Genomic DNA, 19,950 nt, shown 5'->3' with positions numbered 1-19,950 from the left:
TTATTATCTAACCAAAAGGCAATGCTACCCTATACCTAAAGGTACAACCTCGGCTGTTTCTTAGTCTTGTGTTGTACCTTTTTTTGTATGAGGAAATTGGAGGAGGAGATCATAATGTTATTAGAAGCTATCTATCATCGCCCGAAACAAAATTGGTGTTATGCTTATAACGGGAACACGATACATATTAGAATCCGTACCAAGAGAAACGATATCACTTCTATAGATGCAATAACTGGAGATAAATACGCTTGGGACCGCACGCTCACGTATGTGCCAATGTCGATCCTATCGTCTGATGAATTATTTGATTACTGGGAATGCGAGGTTGTTCCTCCATACCGACGCTTAAGATATGGATTCTTGCTGCATAAAGGCGATCAGAAGCTATGGATGACGGAATTCGCTTTCTTGAATGAACAACCAAGCGATCCCAATCGATTGTTCGAATTCCCTTATATCAATATGATCGATGTGTTCAAGACCCCTGATTGGGTCAAAGACGCAGTATTCTATCAAATATTCCCCGAACGGTTCGCCAATGGAGATTCAAGTATTGACCCTTCAGGTACGTTACCATGGGGAGGAACTCCACAAAGTGATAACTTCTTTGGTGGGGATATACAAGGTGTTATTGATCACATCGATCACCTTAGTAATTTAGGTATCAATGCTCTCTATTTCACACCATTATTCACTGCAACAACCAACCATAAATACGATACTGAAGATTACCTTCAGATTGATTCCCAGTTCGGTGATATCACCTTATTGAAGAAATTAGTTGCCCTCTGTCATGGGCATGGAATACGAGTCATTATGGACGCCGTATTTAACCATTCTGGCAGAACATTCGCACCGTTTGTTGATGTGCAGAAGAATGGAGAATCTTCACGTTACAAGGATTGGTTCCATATTTCCAAGTTCCCAATTCGTGTTGAGGAAGGCATTCCAACGTATGAGACTTTCGCTTTTGAACCATTGATGCCGAAACTCAACACGGAGAATCCAGAAGTTAAAGCTTATCTTCTTCATGTCGCAGAATATTGGATTAAAGAAGTTGATATTGATGGATGGAGACTAGATGTAGCCAATGAAGTGGATCACCAGTTCTGGAGAGAATTCAGACAAGTGATTAAGAAGGCAAAACCAGACGCTTATATTCTAGGGGAAATATGGCATGATTCCTCCAATTGGCTACAAGGTGATCAGTTTGATGCTGTCATGAATTATCCATTCACTAATGCCACACTCGATTTCTTTATAGAAGGTTCGACAGATGCAGAACAATTCTCACAAGCCATTGGCAAGCAGGTAGCCCTTTACCCACGTCAAGCAAATGAAGTTGCTTTCAACCTACTCGACAGCCATGATACAGCGCGTCTAATCACACTATGTAAAGACGACAAACGTAAAATGAAGCTAGCTGTGCTATTCCTATTCACCTATACAGGCACCCCATGTATTTATTACGGTGATGAAATAGGCATAACAGGCGCCCATGATCCAGACTGCCGTAAGTGTATGGAATGGGCCCCTGAGAAGCAAGATCATGACCTATTCACGTTCTACCAAGAACTAATTAAGTTGCGATTGGACCATAGCGCTCTTCGTACAGGTACACTCACATTCCTGTCTGCTCAAGCAGGAAGTACGACACTTGCATATTCACGTGAGGATGAGAAGGATAAATTTATTATTCTCATGAATAACGACAGTAAGCAGCAGTCCATCGAGCTGTCTTTAGCGGAGACTCAATTAGAGCATATTCACACGGGTAAGGCCTATAATATTAAGAACGGTACACTGAACGTAGAATTATCTCCATTTACCTCAATGATATACAAAGTTATTAAAGAGTAGCATCCTACAACCCTTATTAGTATTAATAAAACAAGAAGAGACGGATCCCCCCCAAGAAGGGATATCCGTCTCTTCTTAAATATAAAGAAGTAGTGTATCAAGTGAAGCTTATACTTTCTTATATTTCAACAAAGCGGCTAAGGATATTAATCCTTAGCCACTTGTCATCCAGTCTCAATCTCGAATTGGGTATTGCAAGCATTCACATCATGTTTTAAATTTCACCAATACATGCTTAAATGTCTCTGACATCTCTTCAAGTCTATTCGATAAACCCACCAACTTTTCACTGACAACATACTGCTGCGAAGACATAGAAGCCACTTCCTCCGTCGAAGCACTCGTCTCTTCGACTACTGCACTAATACAAGTAATAGACACCGATAAAAGCCGTTGCGATTCAATTAACTCTTTAACAGCAATGGAAGAGTTATCAATCTCGGTGAGAAAATCATCCATTTCTTGCTTCACATTCTGAAACATAGTAGACGCTTCCTTAACCGACACCAATTGCTCAGCCATCACAGGAGAAACAGCATTTAAAGATGCTGTGGTGTGTTCAATTCCACGTCTGATCTCGTCCGTTATTTCAGCTACCGTTTGTATGGATTGCTTCGAACTGTCTGCAAGATTTCTAATCTCATTCGCCACCACCATAAATCCTCGTCCTGCTTCACCAGCTCTGGCCGCCTCAATCGTAGCATTCATTGATAGAATATTGGTTTGCTGAGTCAAGTTACTCATCAGTTCCAATATTTTTTGTATAGAGGCTGTGCTTTTCTTCAGTACCTCTGCCTGACTAACAATCGCTCTGTTCATACCCACGATACCATCCGTTTTATGTACTAACTGATCCATATAATCCGACCCTTGTCCACTTACTTGTAATACGCGATGAGCTAATTGTTCCATAGCATAATTTGAAGTGGATACTTTATGGATTTTCTCAGCGATATGTTCTGCCAACATACTCTCACTTTCGGCTTCCATAGCCAGATTAGAGGCTCCTACAGCAATTTCTCGCGAGGCATCCGCAATCTCCCCAGCTGATAAAGACGTGCTCTTCGAGACTTTCGTTAACTCATCCGCAGTCTCCAATACCTCTTGAGCCGAGCGATTTGTCTGATCTACAAGCATTCCTATCTGATGCATCATTTGATTAAAACTGGAACCTAACCGACCAATCTCATCCTCACTTTGGAAAGTGGTACGCACCTGAAGATTACCTCGCTCCCCCTCCTCCATTAAGTTGCACAATTTCGCAAGCGGTCTACCTACATTCAAGAAGACATAATATCCAATAAATAATGCAAACATCACTGACAAGAGGATCACGATCAAAGTAACATACAGCAGCTGATTAGTACCTTTTACGAAATCACTAATAGGAGCATAACCCATCATGGTCCATTTGGTTGTTTTCAATGTTTTGTATACAACTAGCTGCTCTATGCCTTCCTCATCATCCGCTGTAAATGTTGTTTCACCTCCTGCACTTTCCTTATTAATGTGAATAAAAGACTGTAATTCTAGAAGACTATTATCTTTCGCATGAACAATTCTATTGCTGTCTGTTATGACTTCAACTTGACCACTCACTCCAATTTGGAGATTTGATAGCATTTCTGCGATGGACTTCTCCTTGATTTCAAATAACAATATATATTCTGCCTCGGGATGATTCATATTTCGAAGCAATCTTCCCATGGTGAGAGCGGGTTCAGCATACGAATTAAAAAATCCTTTCCGACTTGTCGGGAACCATACAATTTGACCCTTCGCTTCCTCGATCTCTTTCATTTTCGCTTGAATATCATCATCGCTTCGGACACCACTTATACCCGTAGATTTATATGAGTCTACTTCAACTAAGTTTTCTTTTACTAAACGTACACCTAGAAGCCTACTATCAGACCCTGAAATAGAACTAAGCTTGCTACGTATCCCCTCTTCTAAATTACGCTTCTCTAACGTTCCAATCCCTGCTTGATTAATGGTCTCTAAATCGTGTTTCAAATCTGAATCTACAGCTAGCTGTTTAGATAACGCTTCGTATTGTAAGAATAAGAAATCGAGTTTATCAGCAGCTTGTACAATAGCTTGTGATGACGCCAAGGAGACTTCGTCTTTAATGATTCCTTTAGATAACTGATAGGATGAAAGACCGAGTATTGTAGATAATGCAACAATGCCACAGAACAATATCACGAACAATTTCATTCCAATTGATTTAAACCGAAGAATACGTATTTTTCTCAAGGATATGATTCCCCTTTCAACGTTCATCATGTTGTACTATAAAAAAAACGGTACAACCCTACCTAATGCAGAGTTGTACCCAGTTGTCATACTAAATATGTTTAAAAGCTAAGATGAATATGCCATATCATATAAATTAGGGCATGTCACTCCTTCGTTCTCCTAACCTTTACTTGCTCCAGATGTTAACCCCTCCACCAGAAGGCGTTGAAGGAACATGAACAGAATTGTAATTGGAACAGCGATCATTACTGCACCTGCTGCAAATATCGTGAAATTACTATTCGTATTCGAACTCACCATTTCATACAACCCTACGGCTACTGTCCATTGTTCCTTAGAGCGAAGTACCATCTTGGCAAAGATAAAGTCTACCCATGGACCCACAAATTGCGTCAGGGCCATATAGGTGATCATAGGTCTAGATAGCGGAAGGATAATGCGCGTGAATATCTTAAAGTTACTTGCACCATCAATTCTCGCTGCCTCATCTAGTGATCGTGGAATTGTATCCAAGAATCCCTTAGCAACAAAGGTCCCTAATAGAGGCGCACCTGCTGCATATACAATAATAAGGGCAAGATGTGTATCGAGCATACGGAATTCTTTGAGCAATAGGAAGATGGCAATCATACTCATGAACCCCGGGAACATTCCTAGAATCAATACGATGGATAGCGCTGTCTGCCGTCCACGGAAGCGAAAGCGTGATACTGCATAGCTGGTTAATAGCGTTAATACAATCCCTATTAACATGGATGCAATCGAAATTTTCAACGTATTCATATACCATTGTCCGAACAAATAACTTTTAGATGTGAATAACTCACGGTAATGATCTAGCGTGAACTGATCTGGGATTAGCGTCTTGCTATACAGTGACTTTCCAGGCCGAACAGATCCCATGATAACCCACAATGCCGGATATATTGCACCAATCACCATGATGATGAGGGTAAGATAACTTAACGACAATCGAATTATTCTCTTTGTTTTACGTCCACTCATTGGATCATATCCTCCTCTTTGAATGACTTCGTTCTACGATAGTTATAAATCGAGAACGAGGCGATAATTAGGAAAATAATGATTCCTATAGCAGAAGCCATATTATACTTATTCTGATCCAGTGTTAATTTGTACAACCAGGTAACAAGTAGATCCGTAGCCCCGGCATATTGGTAATCACCCACGACTGGATTCCCACTCGTAAGTAGGAATATAGCGTTAAAGTTATTGATATTACCTGCAAACTGCATGATGAGTATAGGTGCAGTTGAGAAGAGTACCATAGGCAAAGTCACAATTCGAAATTTCTGATAGCCACTTGCACCATCAACCTCAGCAGCTTCATACATATCCCGAGGAATCGTTGTTAAGACCCCCATAATCAATATCATAGAGACGGGAATACCAACCCACATGTTAACAATAATAACGGTAACCTTCGCCCACATTGGATCAGTCAACCAAGGAAGTCCTCCTAAGCCGAAATAGCCGAGATATTGGTTAATAGGTCCGAATTGACCGTTGAACATATTTCTCATCACAAGTAGCGAGATGAGTTGCGGAATGGCGTAAGGAATAATTAGCAGTGTTCTCCAAAGCCCCTTAAATCTAATTCCTTGTTGATTAATAAGTAATGCAACAAGTAATCCTCCGAAATAAGTGGTAACCGTAGAAAGAACCGCCCAGATGATCGTCCAGATTAGAACCCCGAAGAACGTATGACTCCATGTCTTGAGCGTTAACAATTCTTTAAAAGTATTAAAACCAACCCAATCGACTAATCTAGCCGGAGGAATATGGTTCGGAGAAGAATAGTTCGTAAAGGCAAGCATGATCATAAAAATAATAGGCAAGATAGTAAAAAATAGAATACCTATAGCAGGTAATGTCAAAAATGCTTGTGCAAATTTATAATCCAACGTATACCTAATCGTTTGTCGGAAATTATTAGGCTGCACTCCGTCTTCTCTTCTTACGGCAGTTTGGCGTGCATCTCTGATATTCATAATATAAAGAATGATGAAGAGCGCTAAAAATAGCAGTGTGATTAAACTTTGAATTAAGATAATAATCGAATTATCCCCGACAATGGGCGGTTTGACTGTAGTGTTTCTTATCGTCTCTCCTAATGTAACAACACCCCATACAGATCTATAAAGATTACTTCCGAAATATATGATTCCAGAGATTTCGATTAACAGGAATATAATCCCTTTAATAAACTGACGGTTATATATTTGTCCCAGTCCCATGCTTATAATCGACAGTAGGGTTGCTTTGTTTCGATGTCGGTCCATAGTGCTCTCTCCTTCCTAGGAAAACCAAGGAATTACCCGCCGCAACCTGCGGCGGGTAATTTCTAACTGTAATCCTCGAACAGTCCAACGATTACTTCGTTACGCCATCATTCAGATCTTTAATTTGTTGCGCTGCTTTATCCATCATTTCTTTAGGGTCTTTATTGTTATCCCAAATTTCAGTCAAGGCAGCACCAACTGGAGTCCATGTATTATTCATTTCTGGAATAATGGGCATAGGGTTAGAGTTAATAACTTGCAGTGCAAATCCAGCTACCAGTGGATCATTCTTAATCTGATCTGCTTCTAATGCTTCTAAATTCGTCGGTACTGAACCTACTTTTTCATTTAGAATCAATTGTGCTTCCTTCGAAGATGCAAAATTAGCGAATAGTTTAGCTGCATTTGGGTATTGTGTGAAGGAGTTTACATAGAATGCTTTAATACCCGAGAATGAAATAGCAGGCTTACCATTAATCGTTGGTATTGGAGCGATTCCAAGCTTATCTCCTAGTGCTTCTTTGTAACCAGCAAGTTCCCAAGGCCCCGTAATATCCATAGCTACATCACCTGCATTGAACAAACTACGTTTAATGTCTGGCGTGATATCACCACTCTTAATAGGAAGTGCCTCTTTAAGTTTCACAAATGTTTGTAATCCGGCAATAGCACCATCATTATTAATCCCGATGTCATCTTTCTTCGTACCCTTTTCACCAAAGATATATCCACCGTCAGTGGCTATAAACGGATAGTTGAAATACATATTGCCTGTTTCCCACATAATTCCGTATCTGTTCTTCGATTTATCTGTGAACGTTTTACTGAAGGCAATAACATCATCAAATGACTTCGGTGCTTCCTTTACTAGATCCTTATTATAGAAAAGAGCATACGTTTCAGCCGCTCTTGGGTATCCGTATAATTTGCCATCAACCGTTACCCCTTGAATGGATGCCTCAGTGTTGTTCTTAATCGTTTCTTCTCCAAATACATCATTCTCTAATAGCAAACCTGCAACTACTGCTCTACCTAGGTTATCATGTGGGAACATGACAATATCGGCACCCAACCCTGAAGGTCCATCTTGTGTTAACTTCGTAACTTGGTCAGTAGCAGGTACTTCTTCAACTTTGACAGTAACATTGTATTTCTCTTCAAATTGCTTTGCTATTTCATCAGTAAACGCCCGTTCTTCTCTACTTTCCCATACGATCAATGTTGCACCATCTTCTGGTTGAAGTCCTGGATCAACAACTTCCTCTGGTGTAGCAACCACTTCCGTACTTGGAGCTGGTGTAGGCTCTGCATTATTCGTCTGTGCGTTGTTATTAGAACCACAAGCTGTAATTGAAAAAGCTAAAGTTAAGGCCGCACCTAACGTCATTACTTTGTTTATTCTCATCTTTAAATTAACCCCTCTCGTAAATGGTTTAACATTGAATTACTTGACTCAAGAATTATGCGCAAACGATTTCACAAATTCGCTTAGATTCCCGTATTGATATGTGATTATCTGGTTGTAAATCATAATACAAGTTATGTAAGCGCTTAATTCATGGGTTTATCATACACAATAGATTTTGTTTTGTAAAAACGTTTGCACAGTCTAATTATGGTTATATTATACCAATTCCAAAGGTATTCACCCCTTTATCTCCGTTTTTTACAAAATAACACAGTATCGCTACCATTTACTTCAAAACAACTGATGTATATGGGGATATTAGTAAGAAATTAGAGTTAATATTTGTATTTCGGTTCGTTGATTTCAAAATATCAGTGTATTTATGCTCTTCTCCTTCTCCCTCAAGTACGATTTGCTGCTCCTCAGATGATACATTATGCACAACAAGAACTTCTTCAGTGTTCGTATGCCGAACATAAGATATAATCTGGATATTACCTGTATCATAATATTGAATATTCCCATCATGAATGGCTGTAATTTCATTTCTCCATCTCAGTAGCTCCTGATAATGAGCCAATAAAGAATCCTTCTCGTTCATTTGTGATTCAACACTTCCGATATGTACTCCAGTGTTGAGAACAGGTTCTTCCCAGGTTGTCTGGCCCTTGCCTTTCCCTCCATCCTTGTACCAGATCATCGGTTCACGAATTTGTTCATCTGGTTTTGCACCTAACATCCCAATCTCTTCACCATAATATATAAATGGGTTTCCTGGTAAGGTCAGAAGAATAGAAGCTGCCATCTTCGCATGTTCCATATTCCTATCAAGTTGACTCATTACACGATTCTGATCGTGGTTCGTCAAGAATACGGCATCAATAAAATTCCCCTCAGATTTAGCATTGAATAGCTTATATGTTCGCTCTAGCGTAAATGCCATATTGCTGTCTCTTTCACTTTTCACACTGCTAATAATTGATTCAGCGAGACTGAAATTAAATCCAGAATCAAAGGCTTTATCCAAGTATGGAGCCACTGAAGTAACCGAATTCTCCCATACTTCTCCTACGATGTAGGCTTCAGTATTAATTTCATTCATACTACTTCGAAATTCTTGCCACCAAGCAACATTCTTAGCTTCTACCTCCTTGTTTTTATCCGTTATTAGATCTTCAAAGATATGTTTTGCTGCATCGAGTCGAAATCCATCCAGACCTAATTTCAACCAGTATTGACCCACATCTTTCATTTCACTTCGTACAGCTTCATTGTCGAAATTAAGATCAGGCATGCCATCCCAGAAACCCGCCAAATAGTGATTACCATTCATTTCGTACCAGGGGTTAGCACCCGATGCCGCACTCGTTCCATTAGGCTCGCGCTTCTGATCCTCTGCCCATACATACCAATCTCGATAAGGACTAAGCTTGCTTTCTGCAGATTCCTTAAACCACAAATGTTCCTTACTTGTATGATTAACAACCAGGTCCATGATAACCTTCATACCACGTTTGTGTGCTTCATCAACCAATGTTTTCATATCTGCCATTGTCCCGTATTCAGGATTTATACTTCTATAATCGGTTACATCATATCCGTGATAGCTTGGCGAAGATTGAATCGGCATAAGCCAAATCCCACCTACACCAAGATCATCCGTCGTAGATGGGTTCCCATCATTCAAATAATCGAGCTTTTCAATTACACCACGCAAATCTCCAATACCATCCCCATTAGAATCATAAAAAGAACGAACAAACAGCTCATAATAGACCGTTGAAGGTTGTTCATCAATCAGATCAACAGATGTCGAATTGGATGGAAACTTATTCTGTGAAGTGGACATGGGTAAAGAAGTTTTTTGTTTGTTCTCCTCTGGTTGTGTTACATTAAGATTATCTTTGTTACAGCCAGCCAGTATATTCCCAAGAAGAATTATCCCGATTAATCCAATATTAAGTCGTTTGGTATGTCTGTTTGATTTACAATTATCCATAACAACTACTCCTTTATTATAAATTTTGGTACTTTGTGGATATTATCATAACGGAGAAATCCTTACAGTCCAAATGGGATGATATCTGTATTCTGTATAATTCGTTGATTTAGAGAAGATAATATAGGCTGTATCTTGCTATTCCTTCTTTTTTTAATTTTTAAATCCAACAATTGGTTCCTATTTTTGTTATAATCAGATTCAGCATGAAAGGTTTGTCATTTACAAGCCGTTAACATTAGATTAAGATATCAATTGTAAAAATAAATAATTCGTTTGTTTGATTTAAGGATTTACGCAAACGGTATCATCCGGGAGGTTAATATGTCTGTAACGATTAAAGATGTTGCTAAAAAAGCTGGCGTCTCTCCCTCTACGGTTTCCCGCGTGCTATCAAATCACCCTAGGATTAGTCGTGAAACTTCTCGTAAAGTAAAGATTATTCTAGAAGAAATGGGATATCACCCTAATATCATGGCTCAGAGCTTAGTTTCCAAAACAACAAATAGCATTTGCGTGATTCTTCCTAAGTCAGCTGAAGAGTTATTCTTGAATTCATTTTTCATGGAGTTAGTCCGAGGTATCGTGACACAAGCTAACCGTTCTGGCTATGATGTAGTACTTAGTTCTGGAGGAAGTGAACAGGAGGAAATCGATGTTGTATCCCGTTTAATTAATGGGAAACGAGTTGATGGAGCAATACTGCTTTATTCGCGTAAAGATGACTCTGTTGTTGAATTTCTACAAAGTAACCATCACCCCTTCGTCTTGATTGGGCGAAGCGATAAATATCCCAACTTGCTATCTGTGGATAATGATAATGTTCAGGCAGCTTATGATGCTACCAAGCATATGATTTCATTCGGACATAAACGAATTGGATTCGTTAGCGGACCACCTAATCACGTTCTATCAGTAGATCGACTTAAGGGATATCAAAAAGCTCTTGAGGAAAGTGGCATTGATATGCGTAAGGACTGGATTGTTGAAGGAGAGTTTCTTCAAGAAAGTGGATATCGGGCTATGTCATTCTTTATGAATTTACCCGAACGCCCTACGGCATTAGTTGTGGTAGATGATATTGTATCATTCGGTGTACTACGCGGTTTACATGAGCTTGGATATAAAGTTCCTGATGATCTAAGTATTGTCAGCTTTAATAATATATCCATTGCAGAACTCTCTAATCCACCAATAAGCAGTATCGATATTGGTATATATAATCTTGGGTACACTGCTTCACAGGCATTAATTCAATCGATTCAACATCAGGGAGAGCCACAATTTCAGAAAAGACACATTATCCCACATCGACTCGTAGTACGGGAGTCTTCTATGTTCTCTATGGTTGATCAAACTCACCAAATTTAGGCATACTACCAATGAAGCAAGAACTTGCTTCATTTATATTGAACGAAGTAATATCTCTGAAGCAAGAACTTGCTTCAGCATATTTTTTAAAGTAATATCTCTGAAGCAAGTCATTGCTTCATATATTTTTAAAGCCAGTACAAACGTTTGCACAAATAAGGAGGAACCCCTATGAACTCTACAAACTCCCCTATACAAGCATGTTTATTCGATCTAGACGGCGTACTCGTTGACACTGCCAAATATCATTTTTTGGCCTGGAAACGACTCGCCGATGAATTAGGATTTGAATTTACTGAGGAAGATAATGAAAGACTGAAGGGTGTTAGCCGTATGGCTTCCTTAGAAATCTTACTTGAAGTTGGCAACCTTCAACTCGATGAAACAAGCAAGATTGCACTCGCTGAAAAGAAGAACAAATGGTACGTAGACTACATTTCATCGATGGATGAGTCAGAAATTTTACCCGGATCCCTCTCCTTTCTTAAGGAGCTCAAACAACATGGGATTAAAGTAGCACTAGGTTCCGCTAGTAAAAATGCCATGATGATATTAAACAATGCCCACTTGGTTCCTTACTTCGATGTCATTATTGACGGAACTACAACATCCAATGCCAAACCTGACCCTGAAGTATTTATACTGGGTGCAAAAGGCGTTCAAGTATCTCCAGAACATTGTGTTGTGTTCGAAGATGCTGAAGCTGGTATTGAGGCAGCTACTCGTGCAGGCATGCGTAGTATCGGAATTGGAGCACAAGGAACACTCATTCACGCAGAACATGTCGTATCTTCGCTTGAAGAAATGTCTGTTGAGAAATTACAACGTATCATGACCAAACATTAATCATATACACATACTTAAATCATAACTTCTGAAGGAGACGATTCATGTGAAGCAATATCTACAACTGGATCCATGGAACATTATTGAAGAAGGATTCGATCCTCATCATCATGAAATATCAGAAAGTGTATTTAGTATTGGTAACGGTTATATGGGACAACGGGCTAATTTTGAAGAAGTCTATAGCGGCTCATCACTTCAAGGTAGTTATATGGCCGGTGTATATTATCCGGATAAAACACGTGTAGGATGGTGGAAGAACGGCTATCCAGAATACTTCGCCAAAGTATTAAACGCTACCAACTGGATTGGGATTAATGTCCTTATTGATGGCGAAACTCTTGATCTAGCCGTATGCAAGGTTACAGAATTTGTACGTGTACTTAATATGAAAGAAGGAACACTGTCTCGTAGCTTTATTGCGCAGACGCCAGAAGGCAAAATCGTAAAAATTGAAGCTTTGCGCTTTATTAGCATTGCTCACAAAGAAATTGGAGCTATTCGTTACGCAGTAACGGCACTTAATTTCAGTGGTTCACTTTCGCTGACTCCATACTTAGATGGAGATGTATCTAACAAAGACTCCAACTACGATGAGAAGTTCTGGTTAGAAGTGTTCAAAGAAGTCACGCCGGATGATGCTGCGCTAACAATGAAGACGAAGAAACTTGACTTCCACATCACATCGGTCATGGCATACAGCCTACTTAAGAACGGCGAACCGCTTACCGTAACACCTGAAATGATCCATCAAGATAAATATGTAGCTCATCAGTTACAACTCGAGGTACAAGAGAATGATCAGGTCGTCCTCTACAAATATGTTGCAAATGTAACTTCCCGTGATCATGATTGTGATCAATTAATAACCGTAGGACGTACACATCTGACATCTGCTATGGAGCTAGGGTTCGAAGCACTCCTGCAAGAACATCTTACTGCGTGGGATGTGAAATGGCGTGAAAGTGATATTGTCATCGAAGGAGATGTAGCTGCACAGCAGGCGATTCGTTTTAATATTTTCCAGCTTAATCAGACCTACACTGGCGAAGATGACCGTCTTAACATTGGACCCAAAGGATTTACAGGAGAGAAATACGGTGGAAGCACGTATTGGGACACTGAAGCCTATTGCCTTCCTTTCTATCTCAGTACAGCAGATGCATCCATTGCGCGTAATCTCTTGATCTATCGTTACAAGCACCTTGAGAAAGCAAAAGAAAATGCTCGCAAGCTCGGATTCAGCAAAGGCGCATTATACCCTATGGTGACCATGAACGGGGAAGAATGCCATAACGAATGGGAAATTACTTTTGAAGAAATCCACCGTAACGGTGCCATCGCTTATGCTATTTATAATTATGTTAATTATACTGGGGATACAGCTTACCTAGGTCAATATGGTCTTGAGGTCCTTACTGAAATATCACGATTCTGGGAAGAACGTGTCAATTATGTCCCTGCTAAAGATCAATATATGATGTTAGGTGTTACTGGGCCGAATGAATACGAGAACAACGTCAATAACAATTGGTATACGAATAGTATCGCGGTATGGACCATGAAATACACCTTGGAAGTTCTGAATGATCTACAAAAGAATGAACCGGCATTATACGACGAACTTATTAATAAAATGAATCTTACTGAAGATGAAACGTCCAAGTGGTGCGATATCATTGCCAAAATGTACTATCCTCATGATGAAGAACGTCAGATATTCTTACAACAAGATGGATTCTTAGATAAAGATCTAACGCCAGTGAAAGAACTAGACCCTTCCAATTTACCATTGAATCAACAATGGTCTTGGGATCGTATCCTTCGTTCCGCATATATTAAACAAGCGGATGTATTACAAGGGATTTTCACACTAAGAGACCAATTCGATCTAGCTACCGTGAAACGTAACTTTGATTTCTATGAACCACTTACGGTACATGAGTCTTCCCTTTCTCCATGTGTACATTCCATTCTCGCTTGCGAGTTGGGTTACAAAGAAAAGGCTTATGAAATGTATCTACGTACTTCTCGTCTAGATCTAGACAATTATAACAACGATACCGAAGATGGTTGTCATACAACGAGTATGGCAGGAACATGGATGTCTGTTGTACAAGGTTTTGGGGGCTTACGTGTTAAGAATGGTGCACTTTGCTTGAATCCATTCAACCCTGGCCATTGGAAATCATTTTCTTTCAAAGTGATGTTCCGGAACTCACGCCTTAAAGTTACTGTTGGTGAGCATGATGTAACTGTCAGCAATGAGACTGAAACCTCCATTAACGTCAATGTATACGGAAATGATTATACCGTTAACGGACTGAGTCAAATTAAAGTTAGCCTATAGTCATCCACTACAAAAAAAAGACCCCACACCTAACCAAAGGTGTGGGGTCTCCATTTATGTATTCGTCGTCTCTAATCATTCAATATATTCTAATATCTGCTAAATCACCATATCAAGTGGTGGGCGCTCAGAAGGCTTTCCGAATAAATAACCCTGGGCCAGATTTATACCCGCATTTTTACAAAATTGAAAATCTTCATATCGCTCTATTCCCTCAGCTAATACCTGACCCTTAAATTGAAATGCAGCTTCAGTTATTCGAGTAATTTCCCGTTGCTTAATCGGATCTTGATCACAGTGATCAATGAGGCTACGGTCAATCTTGACATAGTCAGGCTTCAAATCTGACATTAATTCCACTGTAGAGTAGCCAGCACCTACATCATCTAATGCAACAGATATACCCTTCTCACGATAAAGATCAAATATACGTAACAATTGTGGTATATGCTCTATATTTTCCGTCTCTACAACTTCAAAAACAAAATCCTTAGGATCCAAATTCAAACGATCAATCGTCTCAAATGTCTCAATCAGACAATACTTTGGATCATATATTGTTGAAGGCAAGAAATTAATGAATCTTTTAAAACCATTTGGTACCCAAAGTGCACTCGTCTTGATGGCGGTAATCTGTGCTGCACGATCAAGAAACGAATGTAATCCTGTCTCTCGAGCTACCTCAAATAACTGATACGGTTGAAAAGAATGATCCCCTTGTTCTGGTCTCAGCAAAAATTCGAACCCCATGATCTGTTCATTCGTATCTACTATAGGTTGCATATGGCTAGCGAATTTCTCAAGTCTAATGATATCGATAACACTTTGATTTTCCACCTTAGCCTCCATCTGAATTACAGGGATCCATGGACTATACATAGCATATTCCCCTAGTCCCGTTATAGAGATTTTCATGTAAGTTCGGTCTTTCTTTGGAAGTATTCGTAAAAAATGCAACAGATTGAGTATCTCCTCTTTCTTTCTGTAAGGTACCACCGTACAATCAGCGATAACTTCCGCACCCATTCCTTGTTCTAGTAAGCTATTCATAAGTGTTGTATTAACGGGCTTGATCCGTACGATTCCTTGATTTTCTATTGGTTGTATGAGGGTACATCCGCTGCAACTCATGAACATCCTCCTTGCATATATTGACGAAAAATGTTGAATTCATTATACCACGACAACCAGTTTTTAGGTGTTAAATTTATTGCACTAGAAAAAGTCTGAGACATTGTCCCAGACTTACACTTATGGTCTATGCAAGCCATTCCCTTTGGTGGCCATCCTTCTCCGTATAAAGAATATGTGTAGGTCGAATATCTAGAATGACATAGTCAGGATCTTCAGGTCCTTTAAACCAATTTTCCAGATCATCGTTCCACACTTTCTCCTTTAATCTATCGTCAGTGCAGATGGAGCAAGTTCCTTCAATAACGATATCTTCTTTACTTCCACCGATCTCATACCCAATCAGCAATGATACGTGTGGATTATCTTCCAATTCCTCAACCTTATGTGTTCTTCGGTTGGTCGCTAAATAAATGCTCAACCCTTCATTATATAGCACCATATATCTCTGTTTTGGTTTATTCCCCTCAATCGTTGCTAGAGAACATAGCTTATTACGATCTAAGGCCTTCGATATTTCCTGCTCTGTTAAGGTTCTTTCCATATGAATATTATTTCCTTTCTCATATTTATTTGATAAACAACATATACCACTTAAGTGTACCCACCTCCACTTATAAAATTCAGTTGGGAATGGTTTATCGAATCCACTATTTTTATGAATGACTCCTTGTGATCGTTGAAGTATGATAGGAACGTCACAACAAAGACGAACTACACTCAAAGAAGGAGTTATATATCTTAATGAAACGGATAATATGGATTGGATGTTTGTCTTATTTCTTAATCGGATTAGCACATGTTGTGTTAGGTTCAGTACTTCCTGTCATCTTGGAGCATTATGATCGAGAGTATAGCGAAGGAGGTACACTAATCTTTGCACAGTTCGCGGGCTTTTTGGGAGGTGTGATGCTCTCATCAACGATTAACCGCCGTCTTGGAAAACGAGGGGGATTGATGCTCGCCATTGGTCTGTTATTTGCGGCTGAGCTAGTATATACAACTCTCCCTCCTTGGGAATGGATGTATGTTACCGGTGTCATTGCCGGATTCGGGTTTGGTATGATAGAGGCCGTGATCGGAACGATCATCATCGCAGCGATAACTGAAAAGACTGCAGTAGCTATGAGTAGACTAGAAGTTTTTTTCGGGATAGGTGCTATGCTCATGCCATTGGTCGCTAGTGGTATGATCTCATTGGGATGGTGGCGATGGTCGTTTCTTGTCGTATCTGCCTTTGCCCTAATCACGTTTATATTCTGGGCAAGGGGTTCCTTCGGAACATTAGATGCCATGCTAAATGCACGCGATCAAACCTCAAGAAAGCAAAAGGCTGTCGTATATACGAAGAATCAGATGCGAACGCTAATCGTATTTATACTCTTCTTCTTTCTCTATGTCGGTGTAGAAATGAGCTTAGCTAATTTCATGCCATCCATGCTCATAGAGAAGATGGGAATGGATAAAGCAGGTGCCGCACTTAGCGTTACTTTCTTTTGGATTGCAATGTCATGTGGCAGGTTATTTGCGGGTTATCTTGCTGAGAAAATTCATTATAAATCCTATGTCCTTTTTAGTAGCTTAGCTACGCTATTGATGTTAAGTCTCTTCCCCTTAACGAACCATGTCTGGTCCGCTTTCGCGGTTATTACGTTACTTGGTTTGTTCATGTCGGGGATATTCTCTATTACATTAGTGTTTGCCAATAAGCTCATGCCTGGTACTGAGGAATCAACGACTAGCATTCTAATCGCTTCTGGTGGCATCGGAGGCGCTATTCTTCCGCTAATCACAGGCTGGAGCATGGACCACTTAGTCGTTAACCAATCCGCCGGAATGCTTGCCATGTTCACTGTCGGGTTATGTATCCTCAGCATAGCTGCGTTCCGAGTTCAGCGTAAGTATGATCAAGAACAAGCTTAATCCGTAACAAAAATGCCGAAATACAATACCGTTCTCAATATTATTATCTTTGTTACTAGACACCTCAACAGTACTGGATTATAATTCATGTAGAAATACCCTAACTTCATAAGTACCAGGGGTGCTGGAATAATGGCCGGCTGAGAGTGTGTCCCACATGACACTGACCCTTATACCTGATCTGGGTAATGCCAGCGTAGGAACGTAACCGATATGATTTCTGTACATATCTATCTTGCGCCCACATGCGTCCCGATTACGGGGCGCTTTTTTGTCGAATACTAATAGAACTTATCGAATGACATGTTCTACGAAAAGGAGAGAGACGATGAGAAAGAGAAATCAGATGTCATTACTTCTAATGTGCGTGCTATTAATCGTAATAGCAGGTTGTGGAGGTAACAAGAATGCACAAGCAACAGACCCTAGCAATCAGCCCGCCGACAAGACGACAGACGTAAATTCAACAGAACCTAAGAAATTACGAGACATCAAGGTGGTGTTGGACTGGACTCCTAATACCAATCATACCGGACTCTATGTAGCACAGGATCAAGGTTATTATGAAGCAGAAGGACTCAACGTTGAGATCATCCAACCCGGTGAGGGTGGAGCCGATACAATGGTCGCATCAGGAGCTGTTCCTTTTGGAATTAGTTATCAGGAGGGCGTCACGCAAGCAAGAACACAAGATGTACCTCTCGTATCTATTGCAGCAGTAATTCAGCATAATACCTCCGGATTCGCAGCACCAATAGAACGGAATATTAAATCTCCTACAGATTTCGAAGGCAAGACGTATGGCGGTTGGGGTTCTCCTGTTGAAGAAGCCGTGATGAGTTCCATCATGGAGAAAGAAAAAGGCGATGTTAAGAAGGTTAAGATCATCAATATGGGTGATGCTGATTTCTTCACAGCGGTTAAGCGTGATATCGATTTCGCTTGGATATTCTATGCTTGGACGGGTATCGAAGCTGAACTACGTAAACAACCACTCGATATGTTATATGTGAAAGATTACGCACCTGAGCTTGATTACTATACCCCGGTCATCGTAACGAATGAGAAGCAGATCAAGGATGACCCAGAACTCGTAAGAGCCTTCCTTAAAGCAACAGCTAAAGGGTATCAGCTCGCTATTGACAATCCAGAAGAAGCAGCGAGTATCCTTAGTAAAGCAGTTCCTGAGTTAGATAAAGATCTAGTCCTAGCAAGTCAGAAATGGCTTAGTCCACGTTATACTGATGATGCGCCTCGTTGGGGTGAGCAGAAGAAAGAAGTATGGCAGGGTTATACGGATTGGATGTTAAACCATAAGCTTCTAGATAAAAAGATTGATATCAATCAAGCCTATACCAATGACTTTTTAGCAAATTAACAAATCACTCAAACCCATCTTGAAAGGATGAACATATAATTATGGCAAACACACTATTGAGCATTCAAGTTATTCCGAAGACACCTGGAAATGAAGACTCCATTCCTTATGTAGATCGTGCTATCGAGGTCATTCAACAATCCGGCGTGAAACACGAGGTTCATCCACTGGAGACTACTATGGAAGGCGAACTTAGTGAGCTATTAGACATCGTGAAGAATATGCATGAAGCTCTTGTCGCAGCTGGTAGCCCTAGTGTCATTTCTCAGATCAAAATAGCACACAATCCAAAGGGTATCAGCATGGATAAATTAACGGAGAAATATCGTCCATGAGGTTGTGGTGGAACAAAATTTGGCCGCCCCTCGTGGCGGTCCTCTTTTTATTGGGGATATGGCAACTATGTACCTCACTCTTTGAGATTGAGAAATGGATTCTCCCCTCTCCGATAAATATTGCCCGTGAAGCGATATCGGGGTCGGCTGGATTGTGGCAACACACTTTAGCAACAGTGAGGTTAACAGGTGTAGGCTTCACGATTGGAACGTCAGTAGGTCTTCTTATTGCCATTGTGTTGCACCGTATTCCTTTTCTTAAATCAGCCCTATATCCTCTACTTATTCTCAGTCAAAATGTACCTACTATAGCTCTTGCTCCACTACTTATGATTTGGTTTGGGTTCGGCCTTCTACCCAAGGTGATCGTGATTACCCTTGTTTGTTTCTTTCCGGTCGCTATCGCTATGATGGGTGGGTTACGACAAACCGATCCAATTATGCTTAGCTATATGCGTATGATCGGTGCAAGTAATAGGCAAATATTCCTTAAGTTAGAACTTCCACATGCACTACCTTCACTTTTCTCAGGTATTAAGATTGCAGCAACGTATAGCGTGATGGGTGCAGTCATTGCTGAATGGATTGGCTCCGATAAAGGTATTGGTTATTATATGATGCTTCAGAAATCTAGCTACCGTACAGACCGCATGTTTATTGCAATAGCCATTATCGTTGTTCTTAGTCTGACCATGTTCGCTATGATAGCCCTGCTCGAGAAATGGTTCGCACGCTGGAATCAACGGCAGTAAGCTAATGATCCTTTTCTCCAAGAATTCAA

At 40.2% G+C, this 19,950-nt stretch carries 15 protein-coding genes and 1 riboswitch; of the genes, 8 read left to right on the top strand and 7 right to left on the bottom strand.

What is annotated here, in order from left to right; all coding sequences use genetic code 11:
• Positions 1 to 114 precede the first annotated feature (114 nt).
• Complete coding sequence (locus PBAT_RS12125) at positions 115 to 1,863, top strand: alpha-glycosidase (RefSeq protein WP_068649882.1); 1,749 nt, start codon at positions 115 to 117, stop codon at positions 1,861 to 1,863.
• Positions 1,864 to 2,070: 207 nt separating this feature from the next.
• On the opposite strand, the gene PBAT_RS12120 is transcribed toward PBAT_RS12125, so the two are convergent.
• From PBAT_RS12120 to PBAT_RS12100, 5 genes are all read right to left on the bottom strand, one after another.
• Positions 2,071 to 4,122, bottom strand: coding sequence for a methyl-accepting chemotaxis protein (locus tag PBAT_RS12120; RefSeq protein ID WP_246168311.1), 2,052 nt, complete (start codon positions 4,120 to 4,122; stop codon positions 2,071 to 2,073).
• Between the two features lie 162 nt (positions 4,123 to 4,284).
• Positions 4,285 to 5,130, bottom strand: coding sequence for a sugar ABC transporter permease (locus PBAT_RS12115; protein ID WP_068649880.1), 846 nt, complete (start codon positions 5,128 to 5,130; stop codon positions 4,285 to 4,287).
• The gene (locus PBAT_RS12110) at positions 5,127 to 6,428 is read right to left on the bottom strand and encodes a carbohydrate ABC transporter permease (protein WP_068649878.1); all 1,302 of its coding nucleotides are present in this window, start codon (positions 6,426 to 6,428) and stop codon (positions 5,127 to 5,129) included. Before PBAT_RS12110 ends, PBAT_RS12115 begins: the two co-directional genes overlap by 4 nt.
• Positions 6,429 to 6,519: 91 nt before the next feature.
• A complete protein-coding gene (locus tag PBAT_RS12105) occupies positions 6,520 to 7,833 on the bottom strand; it encodes a sugar ABC transporter substrate-binding protein (RefSeq protein ID WP_068649876.1) in 1,314 nt (437 codons plus the stop codon).
• 289 nt (positions 7,834 to 8,122) lie between these two features.
• Positions 8,123 to 9,835: an alpha-amylase family glycosyl hydrolase gene (locus PBAT_RS12100; RefSeq protein WP_068649873.1), complete on the bottom strand. Its 1,713-nt coding sequence runs from the start codon at positions 9,833 to 9,835 to the stop codon at positions 8,123 to 8,125.
• Positions 9,836 to 10,159: 324 nt separating this feature from the next.
• On the opposite strand from PBAT_RS12100, the gene PBAT_RS12095 reads away from it, so the two are divergent.
• The 3 genes from PBAT_RS12095 (at position 10,160) to PBAT_RS12085 (ending at position 14,402) form a co-directional block, all read left to right on the top strand.
• Positions 10,160 to 11,206, top strand: a complete 1,047-nt coding sequence (locus PBAT_RS12095) for a LacI family DNA-binding transcriptional regulator (RefSeq protein ID WP_068649870.1) — start codon at positions 10,160 to 10,162, stop codon at positions 11,204 to 11,206.
• Between the two features lie 171 nt (positions 11,207 to 11,377).
• Positions 11,378 to 12,052: a beta-phosphoglucomutase gene (gene pgmB, locus PBAT_RS12090; protein WP_068649868.1), complete on the top strand. Its 675-nt coding sequence runs from the start codon at positions 11,378 to 11,380 to the stop codon at positions 12,050 to 12,052.
• A gap of 46 nt (positions 12,053 to 12,098) precedes the next feature.
• Positions 12,099 to 14,402 (top strand): glycoside hydrolase family 65 protein, encoded by a 2,304-nt coding sequence (locus tag PBAT_RS12085; RefSeq protein WP_068649866.1) that lies wholly within the window; start codon positions 12,099 to 12,101, stop codon positions 14,400 to 14,402.
• 99 nt (positions 14,403 to 14,501) lie between these two features.
• Here the strand turns inward: PBAT_RS12085 and PBAT_RS12080 are convergent, their stop codons facing one another.
• Together PBAT_RS12080 and PBAT_RS12075 are read right to left on the bottom strand one after the other, a co-directional pair.
• Positions 14,502 to 15,533: an EAL domain-containing protein gene (locus tag PBAT_RS12080; protein WP_068649864.1), complete on the bottom strand. Its 1,032-nt coding sequence runs from the start codon at positions 15,531 to 15,533 to the stop codon at positions 14,502 to 14,504.
• 127 nt (positions 15,534 to 15,660) lie between these two features.
• Complete coding sequence (locus PBAT_RS12075) at positions 15,661 to 16,077, bottom strand: pyridoxamine 5'-phosphate oxidase family protein (protein ID WP_068649862.1); 417 nt, start codon at positions 16,075 to 16,077, stop codon at positions 15,661 to 15,663.
• 200 nt (positions 16,078 to 16,277) lie between these two features.
• Between PBAT_RS12075 and PBAT_RS12070 the strand changes: the two genes are divergently transcribed.
• From PBAT_RS12070 to PBAT_RS12055, 4 genes are all read left to right on the top strand, one after another.
• Positions 16,278 to 17,456, top strand: a complete 1,179-nt coding sequence (locus PBAT_RS12070; RefSeq protein WP_068649860.1) for an MFS transporter — start codon at positions 16,278 to 16,280, stop codon at positions 17,454 to 17,456.
• Between the two features lie 107 nt (positions 17,457 to 17,563).
• Positions 17,564 to 17,676: riboswitch (TPP riboswitch) on the top strand.
• 108 nt (positions 17,677 to 17,784) lie between these two features.
• Positions 17,785 to 18,834, top strand: coding sequence for an ABC transporter substrate-binding protein (locus PBAT_RS12065; RefSeq protein WP_068649858.1), 1,050 nt, complete (start codon positions 17,785 to 17,787; stop codon positions 18,832 to 18,834).
• A gap of 41 nt (positions 18,835 to 18,875) precedes the next feature.
• The gene (locus PBAT_RS12060; RefSeq protein WP_068649855.1) at positions 18,876 to 19,169 is read left to right on the top strand and encodes a thiamine-binding protein; all 294 of its coding nucleotides are present in this window, start codon (positions 18,876 to 18,878) and stop codon (positions 19,167 to 19,169) included.
• Complete coding sequence (locus PBAT_RS12055) at positions 19,166 to 19,921, top strand: ABC transporter permease (protein ID WP_188016980.1); 756 nt, start codon at positions 19,166 to 19,168, stop codon at positions 19,919 to 19,921. The genes PBAT_RS12060 and PBAT_RS12055 overlap by 4 nt, the downstream gene beginning before the upstream one ends.
• Positions 19,922 to 19,950: the final 29 nt, after the last annotated feature.

The organism is Paenibacillus antarcticus, assembly GCF_001637225.1.
GTDB lineage: Bacteria > Bacillota > Bacilli > Paenibacillales > Paenibacillaceae > Paenibacillus_AQ > Paenibacillus_AQ antarcticus.
This window is presented reverse-complemented; position numbering and strand designations above follow the sequence as displayed.

Bases quoted from the DNA above. Each gene is read 5' to 3' on its own strand.
- PBAT_RS12060 (WP_068649855.1), top strand. From the start codon at position 18,876: ATGGCAAACACACTATTGAGCATTCAAGTTATTCCGAAGACACCTGGA.
- PBAT_RS12075 (WP_068649862.1), bottom strand. From the start codon at position 16,077: ATGGAAAGAACCTTAACAGAGCAGGAAATATCGAAGGCCTTAGATCGT.
- PBAT_RS12065 (WP_068649858.1), top strand. From the start codon at position 17,785: ATGAGAAAGAGAAATCAGATGTCATTACTTCTAATGTGCGTGCTATTA.
- PBAT_RS12125 (WP_068649882.1), top strand. From the start codon at position 115: ATGTTATTAGAAGCTATCTATCATCGCCCGAAACAAAATTGGTGTTAT.
- PBAT_RS12080 (WP_068649864.1), bottom strand. From the start codon at position 15,533: ATGAGTTGCAGCGGATGTACCCTCATACAACCAATAGAAAATCAAGGA.
- PBAT_RS12055 (WP_188016980.1), top strand. From the start codon at position 19,166: ATGAGGTTGTGGTGGAACAAAATTTGGCCGCCCCTCGTGGCGGTCCTC.
- PBAT_RS12070 (WP_068649860.1), top strand. From the start codon at position 16,278: ATGAAACGGATAATATGGATTGGATGTTTGTCTTATTTCTTAATCGGA.
- PBAT_RS12115 (WP_068649880.1), bottom strand. From the start codon at position 5,130: ATGAGTGGACGTAAAACAAAGAGAATAATTCGATTGTCGTTAAGTTAT.
- pgmB (WP_068649868.1), top strand. From the start codon at position 11,378: ATGAACTCTACAAACTCCCCTATACAAGCATGTTTATTCGATCTAGAC.
- PBAT_RS12095 (WP_068649870.1), top strand. From the start codon at position 10,160: ATGTCTGTAACGATTAAAGATGTTGCTAAAAAAGCTGGCGTCTCTCCC.
- PBAT_RS12110 (WP_068649878.1), bottom strand. From the start codon at position 6,428: ATGGACCGACATCGAAACAAAGCAACCCTACTGTCGATTATAAGCATG.
- PBAT_RS12100 (WP_068649873.1), bottom strand. From the start codon at position 9,835: ATGGATAATTGTAAATCAAACAGACATACCAAACGACTTAATATTGGA.
- PBAT_RS12105 (WP_068649876.1), bottom strand. From the start codon at position 7,833: ATGAGAATAAACAAAGTAATGACGTTAGGTGCGGCCTTAACTTTAGCT.